We start from the raw sequence: 15,330 nt of genomic DNA on the forward strand, positions 1-15,330 counted from the left end.
GAAAAGCCGAGCTGTGACAACAGACTCGCAGGAGGCGAGCACGACGCTGCGTGGTGACCTGCGCCGGATGTGGGCGCTGCTCGAGCTGTCCGGCTGGCAGGTCACGGTGGCGATTGCGTGGGGCGTGGTCGCGTTGGGCAGTGGGCTCGGCCTCGCGGCGCTGGCGGCATGGCTGATCGCCCGCGCCTGGCAGATGCCGCCGGTACTCGACTTGAGTATCGCGGTAGTCACGGTCCGCGCTCTCGGCATCGCCCGTGGTTTGTGCCGGTACCTGGAACGCCTCGCCACCCACGACGTCGCGCTGCGCGCCATGACCTCGGCGCGCACGACGGTGTACCGAACACTGGCCCGGTCGGACTTCTGGCTGCTGCGGCCGGTGTCTTCGAGCAATGCCGCCGACCGGTTGTCCGGATGTGCGGATCAGTCTGCTCCGGATGACTTGCGTACCGGCGGCGCGGACCGATCCGGCAGCGCCGGTCGCACTCCGCCGCGCCGCGGTGATCTCCTGGTCCGGGTCGGTAGCGATATCGATGATCTGGGCGCGGTGGTGGTGCGCGTGTTCGTGCCGGTCGTGGTCGCGCTGGTATTGGCTGTTGCGGCCGTCGGCCTGCTGGCCACGATCTCGACGGGCGCGGCGGTGATTCTGGCCGGGACGCTTGCGCTGTCCGGACTCGTCGGGCCGTGGTGGTCGGCCAGAGCGGCCCGCGACGCCGAACATGCCGTGCGCGCGGACCGTGCCGAGTTCACCGCGCGAGCCCTGACTGTTCTCGACCACGCGTCCGAGCTCCGTGTCGCGGGTCGCCTCGACGTCGCCTTGGCCGCCGCCGCGGATTCCTCGCGCCGGGCGGTCGCCGCGGAGGACACCGCGGCCACACGAAGCGCATGGGCGGCAGCGGCGACGCCGCTCTCGATCGGCGTCAGCGCACTCGGCGCCCTGTTGATCGGCATCACCCGCTACGGCCCCGACGGTGGCACAGCGGGCGCGATGACCCCGATGGCGCTGGTGGTGCTCGTCCTGCTGCCGCTGTCGGCGTTCGAGGCGGTCGCCGCGCTGCCGGCGGCCGCGCAAGCGCTGACAACTGCCCGCGCGGCGTTGCACCGTCTGGTCAGGTTCGAAGGCGAACCAACCGCGCACGACGTTTCGCTCATCGGTTCGCTGTGGTCCGGCCGGTCGCGGAGTGCGGGCGTCGGGTCGAACAGCGGAATCGACACGGCGAGGGTTCCGCGGCTGTCGGAAGGATGCCAGGCCGGGGTCGTTGGTGCACCGGACAGTTCGACAGGCACCGTGACGTTTTCCGCTGTGCCGGAGTTGCCGGAGGGGCGGCGGATCGCGGTCGTCGGCCCGAGCGGCGCCGGGAAGACGACTTTGTTGATGGCGTGGGCGGGGCTGTTCGGCAGCCCTCGTCGTGATGTCACCTTCTTCGCGGAGGACGCGCACCTGTTCGGGACCTCTGTCTTGGAGAATCTGCGAGTCGCCCGTGGTGATCTGGTCGAGGACGAGGCCGAAAGCGCGTTGCGCGCAGTCGGTCTCGGCGACTGGCTGGATGCCCTGCCGGACGGAGTGCACACCGACTTGATCGGGGGAGCGGCCGCGGTCTCGGGTGGCCAGCGCCGCCGCATCCTGCTCGCGCGCGCCCTTGTCGCACCAGCCCGGGGACTGCTGCTCGACGAGCCGACCGAGCATTTGGAGGCGGACGCGGGTGACCAAGTACTGCGCGACCTGTTGGACGCCGAGAGCGGTCTCGTCGGGCCGGATCGAATCGTCGTGGTCGTCACACATCACCTGCCGCCGGATCATCGGGCCGACGCGGTCGTCCAGGTTGACGCATCAGGCCTGGTGACAACCGTTTTCCCGGCCAAAGGCGCGCATGTTTGCGCCCACCGAGAAATTACGTTGCCCAGCCTCTGACACCTCGCTAGATTCATTGGTACACGAGGAAGGAGGTGGTTCGAAGAATGGTTATTCATAGGACACGTGAGGTGGCTGTCCGCTAGCGCCACCGCTGCAGGTGGATTCGCCCGCGCGAGCGCTGAGCGTAATCCAGGCAGTCACCCGGCCCCCGAGCCCCGGTCTGTCCGACCGGACCCGTGCGAGTAACACCGCACAGGTATGGCTCGGGGGCCGTTTCCTTTTCGGCGGTGGCGCTGTAGACAGGGCACGTGTACTGGCACCGGAGCCCGGAGAATCTATTTCCAGCGCGGTGCGGTCGACCAACAGCGGCCGGGGGAGGGTGCACAGATACGCGCTACTCCGTGTGCCCGACCACAATGTTTCGGACGCACGGAGTACAGCAAGAACGCGGAGCCGGCTCGCGCCGCTTCAGCCGATGTAGCGCTGGAGACGGGCCGAGAGGCGGGGTTTGAGCGGGCCGTCGGCGACGACCCGTTCCTCGACATAAGCCAAATCGCCACCTTCGACGATGCCGTAAAGGCGCTTGGCGCCGCCGACGACGTCGCCGGACTGGCTGCGGATCACCACGTCGGTGGCCAGTTCCCACGAGGACTGGGTGAGGGCTTGGCCGTAGAACAGTTCGACGATGCCGGTGCTGTGCGCGAGCAGCAACTCGATGACCTCGTCGTTGCCGTCGTTGCCGACCCGCCAGAAGCCGCTTTCACGCAGATCCGGGCCGTCGTAGTTGCCATCGGCGTCGATGACCCAGGAACGGGAATCCCAGGCGAGATAGTCGCCGCCATCGTGCGAGACGACGATCTGCTGACCGAAGCGGTAGTCGCCACGCTCGGCGGAGTTGCCTTCACCGTCGCCGCGCCACACGCCGACCAACGGCAGCAGTGCGAGCATCGAGGAACTCAGATCCGGTCCGAGTCGTAGATTGGCGGTGTCCTCGGGTAACGGAAGATCCGGCAGGACCGGAATATTCCGGGTGCCGGTCGCTTTCGCCCGTTCGGCGGCGTCGGCAACTGCCCGGTCGCCACCACGACGTGAAGCGGCATCGGCCGGAGCGTTGCCGTTCATGTGTTCACTCGCTCGCTCGGCCGGATCGGAACCTTCGCTCGCGAGTTCGCTCATGACTCGGTGAACAGCCGGTAGAAGACGTAGAGGCCGAACCAGCCGATCAGCACGGCCACGGCCACCAGCAGAATCTCGAAGAAGAGGACCACGGTCGAAGTCTAACGACCTTCGTGCCGCCACACGCACACGGCCCCGGTGCCTCCCGTCACAGCGAGAAGCGGCCGGGGCCGGGTGCGGGCGAACGGTTGCGTTACTTGGCGACCGCGACCTCGACGGCGTGGATGCCGGCGCCCTCCGGGCGTACCTCCGCGGATCCGTTGCCCGCCGCGGACAGTGCCCGGACCGTCCACGCGCCAGGCGCGGCGAAGAACCGGAAGTCGCCGGTCCCAGAGGCGACGACCTCGGCGGTGAAGTCACCATTGCCGTCGAGCAGACGCACGAACGCGCCGCCCACCGGCTGGCCGTCGATACTCAGGACACGTCCGGTGATGACCGTCTCCTTCTCCACGTCGACGCCCGCCGGAATGGCCTGACCTTGGGTAGGTGCTGCACACATATTGATTACGCTCCCAACTCGATCGGCGCGCCGACGAGGGAACCATATTCGGTCCAGCTCCCGTCGTAGTTCTTGACATTCTGGTGGCCGAGCAGTTCCTGCAGCACGAACCAGGTGTGCGAGGAGCGCTCGCCGATCCGGCAGTACGCGATGGTTTCCTTCTGGCCGTCCAGACCGGCTTCGGTGTAGATCTCGGTCAGTTCGGCGTCGGACTTGAAGGTGCCGTCCTCGTTCGCGGCCTTGCTCCACGGCACGTTGATGGCGGTGGGGATGTGGCCGGGACGCTGGCTCTGCTCCTGCGGCAGGTGGGCGGGAGCCAGGATCTTGCCGGTGAACTCGTCGGGCGAACGGACGTCGACCAGGTTCTTGGTGCCGATGGCCGCGATGACCTCGTCCCGGAACGCGCGGATCGTCAGGTCGGGTGCGGCGGCCTTGTACTGGGTGGCGGGGCGGTTCACGGCTGCGGTCGAGAGCGGGCGGCCCTCGAGCTCCCACTTCTTGCGCCCACCGTCGAGCAGCTTGACGTTGTTGTGACCGTACAGCTTGAAGTACCAGTAGGCGTACGCGGCGAACCAGTTGTTGTTGCCGCCGTACAGCACGACCTCGTCGTCGTTCGAGATGCCGCGTGCCGAGAGCAGATCAGAGAACTGCTCCTGGTTCACGAAGTCGCGACGAACCTGATCCTGCAGGTCCTTCTTCCAGTCGAGCCGGACGGCACCCTCGATGTGACCACCGTCGTAGGCGGAGGTGTCCTCGTCGACCTCGACGAAGACGACGCCGGGGGCGTTGAGGTTCTCTTCGGCCCAGTCAACGGAGACCAGGACATCGGAGCGAGCCATTGTGTTCCTTTCAGAGATGACGTGCAGGGTCAGTTCGATGCCGGGGACCCGGCGGTGTGCGCGTCCGAACCGGAAGCGCCTGCTCGCGAAACCACCGAGGGCTCGCGAACACCGCCGATCGGACCGGTCCGACGAAGGCGGGCGACCAGCGGATAGATCTGGCAACCCAGGCAGATCCCGAACGCCGCGTTCAGGAACGCCGCGAACAGGGCGAAGCCGGCGAATATCGTGCCGACGACGGTGACGCCGAGCGCGAAGCCCAGCAAGCTGACGGCCGCGAAGGCGAAGCCGAGCAGTTGTGCGAACCGCAGCGGAGCCACGGGCTCGGTCTCGCTGGTCGGGGCACGGCGCGGCGCGACGAAGGTGGCGTAGATCCGGCCGTATGGGTGACGGCGCGGACCAGCGGCGGCGCCGACGGCGAAGACGACCGCCTGCACTCCGATCAGCACCGCGGCGACGACGGGCGAAAACGCGGCGGCCACGAGAACCAGAACGAGGACAGCGGTGGTGATCCAGGCGGTGAATCGAGGACCGCGGACATCGACCTGATCGACGGAAGTGGACGAAATTTGGGAACTATTACGGGTCTGAGTGGACATTGGGCGTACTCCTGCGCTGAATATGTCAAATGACTGGAAATTTGCCAGCTTGCCGGGGGATCGTGTGATCACGCACGCGGCAGACAGCGGTCGGCGTCAGGAAATCCGAGAAAGCCGACCAATCAGCGGCACAGGCAGCAACAACCACCGAGCCGACACAGATCCACTGTGCGGCGTCGGGTGAGCATCAGCTCGTGGTTGTCAAGCACGGGAGTAGTTTACCCAATTCGGCCGGAGAAATGGACCCCGGGGTCGTCACATCCGTCAGGGGGGCTTGTCGCCGCAGTTCAGGCGGCCGCGGTGAGCGGTTCGACCGCGGAGTGCAGATCTGCGGCCTTGGGTACGCCGGAGATCCGGAAGCGCTCTCTGCCTTCGGCATCGAAGACGAAAGTGGTGGGCAGCGAGAGAACGTTCAGCTCGCGCGCCAGTGCCGGTTCTGCATCGATGTCGACTTCGATGTCCAGCGGTGGCTGTGCCGAGTGCGCCAATTGCTCTGTGACATTGGCGACTACCCGGCGAACGGCGGAGCACGGCCCACACCATTCGGCGGAGAAATGCAGCACCGCAGGACCGGAACCGGTCACGCCGACGGTCGCGAGCAGCTCGGCGCGTGCCGATTCGGAGGTCTCGAGGACGGCCGCCGAGCGCACCGTGCCCTCTCGGCGGCGCAGCACCATGCCTACCGCGAGCGCGGCGAGCAATGTCACCGCCAGGATTATGAACTGGATCATGGTCGCTGCAATCGGTCGAGGTCGATCGTGACGTTCACGCCTTTGCCCTCCACCACGATCTGTCCACCCTGGGCGGACACTTTGGTGGGCCGGACTCCGAACGGCAACTCTTTGGTGTCGATGGTACGGGTGAACCGGGCGAGCACAGCGGGTCGATCCGCCTCGGTGATCACCGCGACCGGCGTTGGCTCGGTGCCAGGGCCGCCGCGATAGAAGCCGGTCGCGACGATCTTCACCTGGTCGTCGTCGAGCAGCAGATCAGCCTGCACGCTCACCTTTTCGCCGCCGAACTGGGTTCCGGGGGTCTCGGGCAGGGTGCCGGTGAGTACCAGCGCACCTGTCGTGGTCATGCCGGATCCACCCGACCCGCCGGTTCCATCGGACTTGTCCGCCGGACGCGAGTGCACCTGCAGATCGGGGATGTTGAACAGCCTGCCGAGTTCGGTCGGTTCCACCCGCAGCCTGCTGTCCACCCGCTCTACCGGTACGCCGCGCAGGCTGCCTTCGACCAGCTCGCCCAGCGGAAGTCGCACGCCGGTCAACGTCGCCTCCAGCGCGATCTCGCCCGGAATGTCCAGTCGCTTCGCGCGTGCCCGGATCTCGACATAGTCGTAGCGGCTGTCCCAAGCCTGGCCGATGAACGGGAAGCCGTGGATCGTCACCTCGGGGTCGGCGGTGAGATCCGCGCCGTCGCGCAGCGCGCGCGAGACGCGGTACTCCGAATATGCCGCGGTGCCGAAGTCGACGACGACCGCCAGTCCCGCCAAACACAGCAGGCCGATGATCAACTTGCGCATGCGCTAGGCCACCTCTCCGCATTTCTTGCCGACCATGGGTGCCGCGAGAACTGCGTAGCGGGGTGGCGGCTGGGTTTCGGCAGTACTCGGTGAGTTACCCATGTAGGCACGATATCTGCCGTCGCGCTGTGCAGTGCCCTGGAGTCGCCCGGAGTGGGTTGAGCACCCGGAACGCGTGGTCATACGGGGTAACGCGCTAATCTTGCATCCAATCACCTGTGATCGGCGCTGTGGCTGCGGCGGTGCTGCCGTTGTCCGCGGAGCTACGAGATGGGAGGCGGGCCTGTGGAGCTGCTCCTGCTTACCTCCGACCCCAACCCCGAGTCGGTATTGCCCTCGTTGGCGTTGCTCGCGCACCACGTGCGCCCGGCGCCCACCGAGGTGGCATCGCTGCTCGAGGCAGGCGCCGCGGACGTTGCCTTGGTGGATGCGCGCACCGATCTGGCCGCTGCCCGCGGCCTGTGTCGGCTGCTCGGCAGCACCGGTTCGTCCGTGCCGGTCGTCGCGGTGCTCACCGAGGGTGGCTTGGTCGCGGTCAACGCCGACTGGGGCCTCGACGACATTCTGCTGCCGAGTACCGGCCCGGCCGAACTCGATGCCAGGCTGCGGTTGCTGGTCGGGCGCAGTGGCGGCGTGGCGAGCCCGGAGAACGCCGGCAAGATCACCCTCGGCGAACTGGTGATCGACGAGGGCACCTACACCGCGCGGCTGCGCGGGCGCCCGCTCGATCTCACCTACAAGGAATTCGAGCTGCTGAAATACCTCGCGCAGCACGCGGGCCGGGTGTTCACCAGGGCACAGTTGCTGCAGGAGGTATGGGGCTACGACTTCTTCGGCGGCACCCGTACGGTCGATGTGCACGTCCGCCGCTTGCGTGCCAAGCTCGGCAGCGAGTACGAGTCGCTGATCGGCACGGTGCGCAATGTCGGTTACAAGGCGGTGCGGCCGTCCCGGGCCACGGGAAAGGGCGAACCGGTCAGTTTCTCGGATGGCGACGCCGAGGCCGCAGACGACTCGCCGCTCGCACCGACCCACAATTCGGCGCAGTGAGCTGAGGCGGTTTCCCGCGCGGTCTGTGGTGGCGGCAGCCCGCAATGTACGTGCTCGGTCATCCGGAAATGTGGGCCGCCTCGATGACGTTGCCCGAAAGATAACCTGGACTTGGTCCGATGGCGTGAGGAGCGGAGGCCGATGAACGGCGTGACAACACAATGGACCGACCGGCCCGACGCGAAGACGGCGAGAGGGATTCGGGACCTGCTCGAGCGTGCCGCCGGCACCGACGGGGTCGCCGCGGTTTCCGAGCAGACGGTGTTGTCGCTGACCTCCTCCGACCCTGCGGTCGCCCGCCATCTGCTCGCTTCGCGCGCGGGTGTGCTCGTCGGCTACGCGAATCTCGTTCCGGCACACGGAGATCACCCGGCGATGGCCGAAGTGGCCGTGGACCCACCCGCTCGCGGACACGGCATCGGAACCGATGTGGTCGCCCGCGCGCTCGCGGCGGGCGGACCGGGTACTCGAGTCTGGGCCCATGGCGATCGGGCGGCGGCCAAGGCGGTCGCGGCCCGGCTCGGCTTGCGCACGGCACGCGAGTTGTGGCAGATGCGGCGATCGCTGGTGACGCCGGAACTCCCGGAGTTGGTCGTGCCGGACGACACAGTACTGCGCACGTACGCCGGACCCGCCGACGACGCGGAGTTGCTGCGAGTGAACAACGCCGCCTTCCACTGGCATCCGGAACAGGGCGGCTGGACCGAACGGGACATCGAGGCTCGCCGGGCCGAGTCGTGGTTCGACCCGAAGGGCCTGTTCCTGGCCGTCGACGCCGCCGACCCCGGTCGCGTCCTCGGATTCCATTGGACCAAGGTGCATTACGAGCAGGATCCGCCGATCGGTGAGGTGTACGTGGTCGGCATCGATCCGGCTGCGCAAGGCCGTGGAATCGGCCGGTCGCTCACGGTGGCCGGGCTGCGCCACCTGCGCGACAGCGGCCGCGTCGAGGCGTTGCTGTACACCGAAGCCGACAACATCCCCGCGGTGCGGACCTACACTCGCCTCGGATTCGCCCCAGCGCACATCGACGTCGCCTACGCGGTGGCGGAGGCCGAATAGCGGTACCCGCCGAGTAATACTGGGGCAGACATCACACCCGCCAGGCGCATTAGCGCCGGGCTGTTCACTCACCGTTCATCCAGGTTGGTCGAACTGTCAACCACGTGACTTTAGGTTGAGTGAGGGCAGCACATGCTGCTGCCTGGTGCGCGAGTTCCCCGCGAACAGCACCACAGCACCCGTCCGGGCCGGTGAGGGACCGGACGAGTAGGACGCGATTCCGGAGGAATAGTGAATCTCAAGCGCAGCAGCGCCCTAGTGGGTGTGCTGGCCGTCGGCGCCATGGCGCTCGCCGCCTGTGGCAGCGACGACAACAGTGCGACCGACACGAGCAACGTGGCCAAGGTGGATGTCGCGTGTGGCGGTAAGGAGGCCCTCAAGGCCAGCGGCTCGTCGGCGCAGAAGAACGCGGTGGAGCGTTTCATCGCCGCCTACGAGAAGAATTGTGACGGTGCCACGCTCAACTACACGTCGAGCGGGTCCGGTGCCGGTGTGAGCGAGTTCCTCGGCGGCCAAACCGATTTCGGCGGCTCCGACTCGCCGCTTAGTGCCAAGAAGGACGAGCCGGCCAAGGCCGCCGAGCGCTGCGCGTCGGCCGCGTGGAACCTCCCGACCGTGTTCGGCCCGGTCGCGATCACCTACAACATCGATGGCGTGACCGACCTCGCGCTCGATGGTCCGACCGCCGCCAAGATCTTCAACGGCACCGTGACCACCTGGGACGCCCCGGAGATCAAGGCACTGAACCCGAACGCCCAGTTGCCTTCCGAGCCGATCGCGGTGCTTTTCCGCAGCGACGAGTCGGGCACCACCGACAACTTCCAGCTCTATCTCGACGCCGCTTCCGAGGGTGCGTGGGGCAAGGGCGCGGGAAAGGCGTTCGCGGGTGGCGTCGGCGCGGGTTCGAAGGGCAATGAAGGCACCTCGGCCGCGGTGAAGAGCACCAAGAACTCGATCACCTACAACGAGTGGTCCTTCGCGAAGGCGCAGAACCTGTCCATCGCGCGGATCATCACCTCGGCGAGCAAGGATCCGGTGACGCTGAGCGTCGCGTCGGCAGGCAAGGCGATCGAGTCGGCGAAGATCTCCGGTCAGGGTAACGACCTGGTCATCGACACCTCGTCGTTCTACAAGCCGTCGGTGGCGGGCGCGTACCCAATTGTGATGCCGACCTACGAGATCGTGTGCTCGAAGTACAGCGACGCCGGTACGGCCAAGGCGGTCAAGGCATTCCTGACCACTGCGGTCGGCAACGGACAGCAGGGACTGGACGAGGCCGGGTACATCCCGCTGCCCGAGCAGTTCAAGACCAAACTGACCACCGCCATCAACGCCATTTCCTGATCGCATACCCATGACCGTGCACGACGAAGTTACCGCCGCTGGCCAGCCGGACTCGACCGGCCAGCGGCTGGGCGGAGATACTGCGCTCATGCCGAGCAAGCCGAGCAAGCCGAGCACCGATACGGCCGTCACCGGCGGTCGCCGTCACAGTCAGCGAGCGGAGATCATTTTCCGCTCGCTGGCCACGACGGCAGGCGCGATCATCGTCGCCGCCATCGCCCTGATCGCGTTATTCCTGCTGATCCGCGCGATGCCTTCGGTGCTGGCGAATAACGCGAACTTCTTCACCAGCGCCGAGTTCAACACTTCGGACGCCAACCACCTGCGGTTCGGTATCCGGGACCTGTTCATGGTGACGGTGCTCAGTTCGCTGTTCGCGTTGGTGCTGGCTGTTCCGATCGGCATCGGCATCGCGCTGTTCCTGACGCACTATGCGCCGAAGTCGCTCGCGCGGCCCTGCTCGGTGCTGGTCGATCTGCTCGCGGCGGTACCTTCGATCGTGTTCGGTCTGTGGGGGATTCTGGTGCTGGCTCCGCGACTGGAGCCGGTACAGAACTTCTTCAACGACTCCCTCGGCTGGCTGTTCCTGTTCTCGGACGGGAACATTCCGCTCGCCAGCGGTGGCACCATCTTCACGGCCGGCGTCGTTCTCGCCGTGATGATCCTGCCCATCATCACCTCGGTCAGCCGTGAGGTCTTCACTCTGACGCCGCGGGCGCACATCGAGGCGGCACAGGCGCTCGGCGCGACGAAATGGGAAGTCGTCCGGATGACCGTGCTGCCGTATGGGCGAAGCGGCATGATCGCCGGCGCGATGCTCGGCCTCGGCCGAGCACTCGGTGAGACGATCGCGGTCCTGATCGTGCTGCGGACGGCCGCGCAGGCCGGACACTGGTCGGTCTTCGACGGCGGCTACACCTTCGCCTCCAAAATCGCCTCGGCCGCGGCGGAATTCAGTGAACCGCTGCCGACCGGAGCGTATATCGCGGCAGGCTTCGTGCTGTTCGCGTTGACCTTCGTCGTGAATGCGCTGGCGCGGTTCGCCGCGGGCGGAAGGGTGAACGGGTGATGACCACCTCGACGTTGGACCGACCGATCAAAGCTCCGACCTTCCGCACGGTGAGCATGGCGCGCCGGATGCGCAACAACCTCGCGACCGGATTGGTCTGGCTGTCGTTCGGTATCGCGCTCGTGCCGTTGGGCTGGGTGTTGATCATGGTGGTCAGCAAAGGCTTCCACGCGGTGGTCCGGGCGAACTGGTGGCAGAACTCCATGAAAGGCGTACTGCCCAACCAGTTCGCGGGCGGCGTCTACCACGCGATCTACGGAACGATCGTGCAGTCACTGGTCGCGACGGTTATCGCGGTGCCGCTCGGCATCATGGCCGCGGTCTATCTGGTCGAGTACGGCCGTGGGCTGCTGGCCAAGACCACGACCTTCATGGTCGACATTCTGGCCGGTGTGCCTTCCATCGTCGCGGCGCTGTTCATCTTCGCGCTGTGGATCGCGACGCTGGGCTTCCCGCAGAGCTCGTTGGCGGTATCGCTCGCCTTGGTGCTGCTGATGTTGCCTGTGGTGGTCCGCAGCACCGAGGAAATGCTCAAACTGGTGCCGGACGAATTGCGCGAAGCGTCCTACGCACTCGGCATTCCCAAGTGGCGGACGATTCTGCGGATCGTGGTGCCCACCGCGCTGCCCGGCATGATCAGCGGCATTCTGCTGGCCATCGCCAGGGTGATGGGCGAGACGGCTCCGGTGCTGGTGCTGGTCGGCTACAGCAAGTCGATCAACACGAACATCTTCGACGGCAATATGGCGTCGCTGCCGTTGCTGATCTACCAGGAGCTGGCCAACCCCGAAGCCGCCGGACGGGAGCGGGTCTGGGGCGCGGCTCTGACGCTCATTCTCATCATCGCCTTCCTGTACTTGGCGGCGGCAGTCCTCAACCGGCTGCTGACGCGGAACCGATAGAGCGGAACGGATTACCGAAATGGCCAAGCGGATCGACGTCAAAGATCTGAACATCTACTACGCCAAGTTCCATGCCGTATCCGATGTTTCGCTGACTGTGCTGCCGCGCAGTGTGACCGCCTTCATCGGACCCTCCGGCTGTGGCAAGTCCACCGTGCTGCGTTCGCTCAACCGTATGCACGAAGTGACCCCCAACGCTCGTGTCGAAGGTGCGGTGCTGCTGGACGGCGAGGACATCTACGGCACCGAGATCGACCCGGTCGGTGTGCGTCGCACCATCGGCATGGTGTTCCAGCGGCCGAACCCGTTTCCCACCATGTCCATCAAAGACAACGTGGTCGCCGGGCTCAAGTTGCAGGGCGTGCGCGGCAAGAAGGAACTCGACGAGGTCGCCGAGCGCTCGCTGCGCGGCGCCAACCTGTGGAACGAGGTGAAAGACCGGCTGGACAAGCCGGGCGGCGGCCTCTCCGGCGGTCAACAGCAGCGTCTGTGCATCGCACGGGCCATCGCGGTCTCACCCGACGTGTTGCTGATGGACGAGCCCTGCTCGGCGCTGGACCCGATCTCCACGTTGGCGATCGAGGACCTGATCACCGAACTGAAGAAGGACTTCACCATCGTCATCGTCACCCACAACATGCAGCAGGCCGCGCGCGTCAGTGACCAGACCGGCTTCTTCAACCTGGAGGCTCAAGGTAAGCCGGGCAAGTTGATCGAGATCGACGATACCGAGAAGATCTTCTCCAACCCGTCCCAGAAGGCCACCGAAGACTACATCTCGGGCCGCTTCGGCTGATTCGCTCGACGAGTAGCGTTGGCGACAATGAAGTCCTGGGCGGGTATCGAGCCGCCCAGGACTTTTTATTGCCGACGTGAACCGAAAGTCTGGCCGGTGGAACAGTCGGTCATCCGCGACTGCGCGGAAGTCTCGATCACTCGGTGTCAGGGTCAGGGGGAAGGACTCCGGTGACCAGGAAGATGACGCGGCGGCCGATTTCGACGGCGTGGTCGGCGAAGCGCTCGTAGTAGCGGCCGAGCAACGTGATGTCCACTGCCGCGGCGACACCGTATTTCCAGTCGCGGTCCATCAGTAGCGTGAACAGATGACGGTGCAGGTCGTCCATCGCCTCGTCGTCCTCGTTCAGCTGGGCGGCGCGCTCGGGGTCGCGGGTCTCGAGGACCTCCTTGGCGCCGGCGCCCATATTCACCGCGATACGGCCCATCTCGGCGAAGTAGCCATTGACCGCTTCGGGGAGCGCGTGGTTCGGATGGCGCCTGCGCGTAACCTTCGCGACGTGCAGTGCGAGCGCGCCCATGCGGTTGACGTCACCGACGATCTGGATCGCGCTCACTACTTGGCGTAGATCGCCCGCTACCGGCGCTTGCAGTGCGAGCAGGGCGAAGGCTTTCTCTTCGGCGTCCTGGATCAGCTCGGCGATCCGATCGGATTCGCCGATCACTTGCTCGGCCAGAGCGAGGTCGGCTTGGAGCAGCGACTGGGTGGCCCTGTCCATCGCCGACCCGGCCAGATCGGCCATCTCGCCCAGCAGATGGGCGAGATCTGCCATTCGCTCGTTATAGATCACACGCATGAGGTCAGACCCTAGTTCTCGGCGCTGACCAAGTCACTAACACGGGGTGAATGGCCGGGTATCCGAGGTTTGCGATCGTATTGCCGCAGGCGCGACCGTCGGCGGATACGTCGAGTTCAGGCGGCGGTCGCTACTGGCAAACCTCCTCGGCAGCGTTGACGTGCTCCAAGTCGGACGGCAGCGTGACCGGCGCCGCGCTGGACGGGCTCATGGTCACATTGGTGATCGGATCGCCGACCTGTACCGGGCTCGTCACCGTGCCCGTGAAGTCGGTACCCAGCACCACCTCGATGATGCCGCCGAGATCGGTGGCCTGCTCCAAGGTCGCGCCCGGAATCGCGCTGGCGACCGTGGCTGCCTCCGCTTCGTAGCCCGCCGCGTAGCGAACCTTCGAGGTCGACGAGGTGCCGTGCGAATAGTTAGCCGTGTTGTAGATCTGGAAACCCTGGTTGTTCAGCTTTGTCGAAGCTTTGTTGGCCATGCCCGGGATCTCGGTGGCGTTGGACACCAACAGCGACACTGTGCTCGGATCCACCGCGATCACGCGTGGCGCGGGCGCAGGGGCGGCGGGCGACGGTGTGTCCGTGACCGCGGGCTTCTCACCCGGCAGCGGACGGTCGTCGCGAATAGCCGAGAAGATCGCCTTGATATCGGATTCACGGGGGATCTCATTGCCGTAAGACGTCGTACCCGCGGTGGGGATCGTGAGGAAGGTCACGGCGCCCGCATCCACCTTCTGTAGCGACCGCCCCAACATCAGCAGGTCGTTCGATTGGACCCCATCCATCCACGCGTGCTTCTGGAACGCCTGAATGAAACCGTTCAACTTGCCTGGATCGAAAAGAATTCGGCTGGAAAGGGTGCTGCGCAGCAGCGAGGCCAGGAACCGCTGTTGCCGGTTGATGCGGTCGTAGTCGCTGCGCTCCTCCCCGATGACCTTGCGCGCTCGCACATAGTTCAGCGCCGTTTCCCCGCTGATCCGCTGTTTGCCGGCGCCCGCGAGAACGGTACCCAGCTCTCCGTCGATGAGCGGCTTGGTCGCGCAGACCTCGACGCCGCCGACCTCGTTCACCATGGACTCGAATCCGGCGAAGTCGATGGCGACGAAGTGGTTGATGCTGAGCCCCGTCATCTTGGAAATGACGTTGAACAGGCATTTCGGCCCGCCCAGCGCGTAGACGGCGTTGAGCTTGTCACCGGCGGCCGCGGGGAATTTCTCGCCGGTGTAGTCGGCCTTGTCGTTGTCCCAGCCTTCGCAGACTGGGCGGGTGACGTCGAGGTCGCGCGGGAATGAGACCAGAACTACCCGTTGGCGCTCTTTGGGCACGTGCACGAGCATGACTGTGTCGGCGCGGGCGCCCTCGGCGTCGTCCAGCGTGCCCGCACCGACCGTCCCGTTGGCGCCTGCCCTGGTGTCGGTACCGACGAGCAGGAAGTTCTCGTCGCCGAGTTGCGCGCCCGCGTCGACGACGTCGGTCGAATTGTTATCGATCGCGGAGACCTGGGTGAATCCATTGTTGATGGACCGCAGGTAACTCCAGCCACCGCCGGTGGTCAGCAGGACGATAACGGCGGACACCGTCAGCGCTGCTCGGCCCGCGGCGCGCAGGCGCTTGGCCCGGCGCTGGCGCGCGGCCTCCAGGCGCGTTTGCGCTGGCGCGCCCACGGCCTTGGGTACGGCGCCGCTTTCCTTGGTGGGCCAGCCGGAACTCTTGCGCTTGGCGCGGGTGGGCTCGGTGAGCGGGGGAAGAATGTCGGTGACTTCTTCGGCCGGTGCGGGCACGGGGCGCTCGCTGGGGCGACGGCCGGTACCGCGTG

15 protein-coding genes are annotated in these 15,330 nt (G+C 66.2%); 7 read left to right on the forward strand and 8 right to left on the reverse strand.

Translation table 11 applies throughout. The features are described from left to right. The first annotated feature begins 67 nt into the window (after nucleotides 1-67). Entirely contained in the window at nucleotides 68-1,909 is a 1,842-nt protein-coding gene (gene cydC / locus AB0C34_RS12820; protein WP_357071337.1) for a thiol reductant ABC exporter subunit CydC, read from the forward strand. A gap of 411 nt (nucleotides 1,910-2,320) precedes the next feature. On the opposite strand, the gene AB0C34_RS12825 is transcribed toward cydC, so the two are convergent. The 6 genes from AB0C34_RS12825 to AB0C34_RS12850 all read right to left on the reverse strand — a co-directional run bounded on the left by AB0C34_RS12825 (nucleotide 2,321) and on the right by AB0C34_RS12850 (nucleotide 6,493). Further along, the gene (locus tag AB0C34_RS12825; protein WP_357070667.1) at nucleotides 2,321-3,028 is read right to left on the reverse strand and encodes an FABP family protein; all 708 of its coding nucleotides are present in this window, start codon (nucleotides 3,026-3,028) and stop codon (nucleotides 2,321-2,323) included. A gap of 193 nt (nucleotides 3,029-3,221) precedes the next feature. Further along, nucleotides 3,222-3,527 carry a DUF1416 domain-containing protein gene (locus AB0C34_RS12830; RefSeq protein WP_357070670.1) on the reverse strand — a complete coding sequence of 102 codons (306 nt, stop codon included), beginning with the start codon at nucleotides 3,525-3,527 and terminating at the stop codon, nucleotides 3,222-3,224. Nucleotides 3,528-3,532: 5 nt separating this feature from the next. Beyond that, nucleotides 3,533-4,366 carry a sulfurtransferase gene (locus tag AB0C34_RS12835; protein ID WP_357070673.1) on the reverse strand — a complete coding sequence of 278 codons (834 nt, stop codon included), beginning with the start codon at nucleotides 4,364-4,366 and terminating at the stop codon, nucleotides 3,533-3,535. A gap of 29 nt (nucleotides 4,367-4,395) precedes the next feature. After that, complete coding sequence (locus AB0C34_RS12840) at nucleotides 4,396-4,935, reverse strand: DUF4395 domain-containing protein (protein WP_357071340.1); 540 nt, start codon at nucleotides 4,933-4,935, stop codon at nucleotides 4,396-4,398. A 317-nt stretch (nucleotides 4,936-5,252) separates the two neighbouring features. Continuing rightward, entirely contained in the window at nucleotides 5,253-5,696 is a 444-nt protein-coding gene (locus AB0C34_RS12845) for a thioredoxin family protein (RefSeq protein ID WP_357070676.1), read from the reverse strand. Then, a complete protein-coding gene (locus AB0C34_RS12850) occupies nucleotides 5,693-6,493 on the reverse strand; it encodes an LmeA family phospholipid-binding protein (RefSeq protein ID WP_357070679.1) in 801 nt (266 codons plus the stop codon). The genes AB0C34_RS12845 and AB0C34_RS12850 overlap by 4 nt, the downstream gene beginning before the upstream one ends. Nucleotides 6,494-6,778: 285 nt before the next feature. Between AB0C34_RS12850 and AB0C34_RS12855 the strand changes: the two genes are divergently transcribed. The 6 genes from AB0C34_RS12855 to pstB all read left to right on the forward strand — a co-directional run bounded on the left by AB0C34_RS12855 (nucleotide 6,779) and on the right by pstB (nucleotide 12,716). Continuing rightward, the gene (locus AB0C34_RS12855) at nucleotides 6,779-7,543 is read left to right on the forward strand and encodes a response regulator transcription factor (protein WP_357071343.1); all 765 of its coding nucleotides are present in this window, start codon (nucleotides 6,779-6,781) and stop codon (nucleotides 7,541-7,543) included. A 141-nt stretch (nucleotides 7,544-7,684) separates the two neighbouring features. Next, nucleotides 7,685-8,605, forward strand: a complete 921-nt coding sequence (gene mshD, locus AB0C34_RS12860; protein ID WP_357070682.1) for a mycothiol synthase — start codon at nucleotides 7,685-7,687, stop codon at nucleotides 8,603-8,605. A gap of 231 nt (nucleotides 8,606-8,836) precedes the next feature. Continuing rightward, entirely contained in the window at nucleotides 8,837-9,949 is a 1,113-nt protein-coding gene (gene pstS, locus AB0C34_RS12865) for a phosphate ABC transporter substrate-binding protein PstS (RefSeq protein WP_357070685.1), read from the forward strand. An 88-nt stretch (nucleotides 9,950-10,037) separates the two neighbouring features. Further along, complete coding sequence (pstC, locus tag AB0C34_RS12870) at nucleotides 10,038-11,018, forward strand: phosphate ABC transporter permease subunit PstC (protein WP_357071346.1); 981 nt, start codon at nucleotides 10,038-10,040, stop codon at nucleotides 11,016-11,018. After that, a complete protein-coding gene (gene pstA, locus AB0C34_RS12875) occupies nucleotides 11,018-11,920 on the forward strand; it encodes a phosphate ABC transporter permease PstA (protein WP_357070688.1) in 903 nt (300 codons plus the stop codon). Before pstC ends, pstA begins: the two co-directional genes overlap by 1 nt. A gap of 19 nt (nucleotides 11,921-11,939) precedes the next feature. Next, nucleotides 11,940-12,716, forward strand: a complete 777-nt coding sequence (pstB, locus tag AB0C34_RS12880) for a phosphate ABC transporter ATP-binding protein PstB (RefSeq protein ID WP_357070691.1) — start codon at nucleotides 11,940-11,942, stop codon at nucleotides 12,714-12,716. Between the two features lie 136 nt (nucleotides 12,717-12,852). Here pstB and phoU read toward each other — a convergent pair whose 3' ends face one another. After that, entirely contained in the window at nucleotides 12,853-13,512 is a 660-nt protein-coding gene (gene phoU / locus AB0C34_RS12885) for a phosphate signaling complex protein PhoU (RefSeq protein WP_357070694.1), read from the reverse strand. Between the two features lie 130 nt (nucleotides 13,513-13,642). Further along, nucleotides 13,643-15,295, reverse strand: coding sequence for an LCP family protein (locus tag AB0C34_RS12890; RefSeq protein WP_357070697.1), 1,653 nt, complete (start codon nucleotides 15,293-15,295; stop codon nucleotides 13,643-13,645). Nucleotides 15,296-15,330: the final 35 nt, after the last annotated feature.

The organism is Nocardia sp. NPDC049220 (assembly GCF_040647855.1).
GTDB lineage: Bacteria > Actinomycetota > Actinomycetes > Mycobacteriales > Mycobacteriaceae > Nocardia.

Coding starts and splice junctions, on each gene's coding strand:
- cydC (WP_357071337.1), top strand. CDS start 68: ATGTGGGCGCTGCTCGAGCTGTCCGGCTGGCAGGTCACGGTGGCGATT.
- AB0C34_RS12825 (WP_357070667.1), bottom strand. CDS start 3,028: ATGAGCGAACTCGCGAGCGAAGGTTCCGATCCGGCCGAGCGAGCGAGT.
- AB0C34_RS12830 (WP_357070670.1), bottom strand. CDS start 3,527: ATGTGTGCAGCACCTACCCAAGGTCAGGCCATTCCGGCGGGCGTCGAC.
- AB0C34_RS12835 (WP_357070673.1), bottom strand. CDS start 4,366: ATGGCTCGCTCCGATGTCCTGGTCTCCGTTGACTGGGCCGAAGAGAAC.
- AB0C34_RS12845 (WP_357070676.1), bottom strand. CDS start 5,696: ATGATCCAGTTCATAATCCTGGCGGTGACATTGCTCGCCGCGCTCGCG.
- AB0C34_RS12850 (WP_357070679.1), bottom strand. CDS start 6,493: ATGCGCAAGTTGATCATCGGCCTGCTGTGTTTGGCGGGACTGGCGGTC.
- mshD (WP_357070682.1), top strand. CDS start 7,685: ATGAACGGCGTGACAACACAATGGACCGACCGGCCCGACGCGAAGACG.
- pstC (WP_357071346.1), top strand. CDS start 10,038: ATGCCGAGCAAGCCGAGCAAGCCGAGCACCGATACGGCCGTCACCGGC.
- pstA (WP_357070688.1), top strand. CDS start 11,018: ATGACCACCTCGACGTTGGACCGACCGATCAAAGCTCCGACCTTCCGC.
- pstB (WP_357070691.1), top strand. CDS start 11,940: ATGGCCAAGCGGATCGACGTCAAAGATCTGAACATCTACTACGCCAAG.
- phoU (WP_357070694.1), bottom strand. CDS start 13,512: ATGCGTGTGATCTATAACGAGCGAATGGCAGATCTCGCCCATCTGCTG.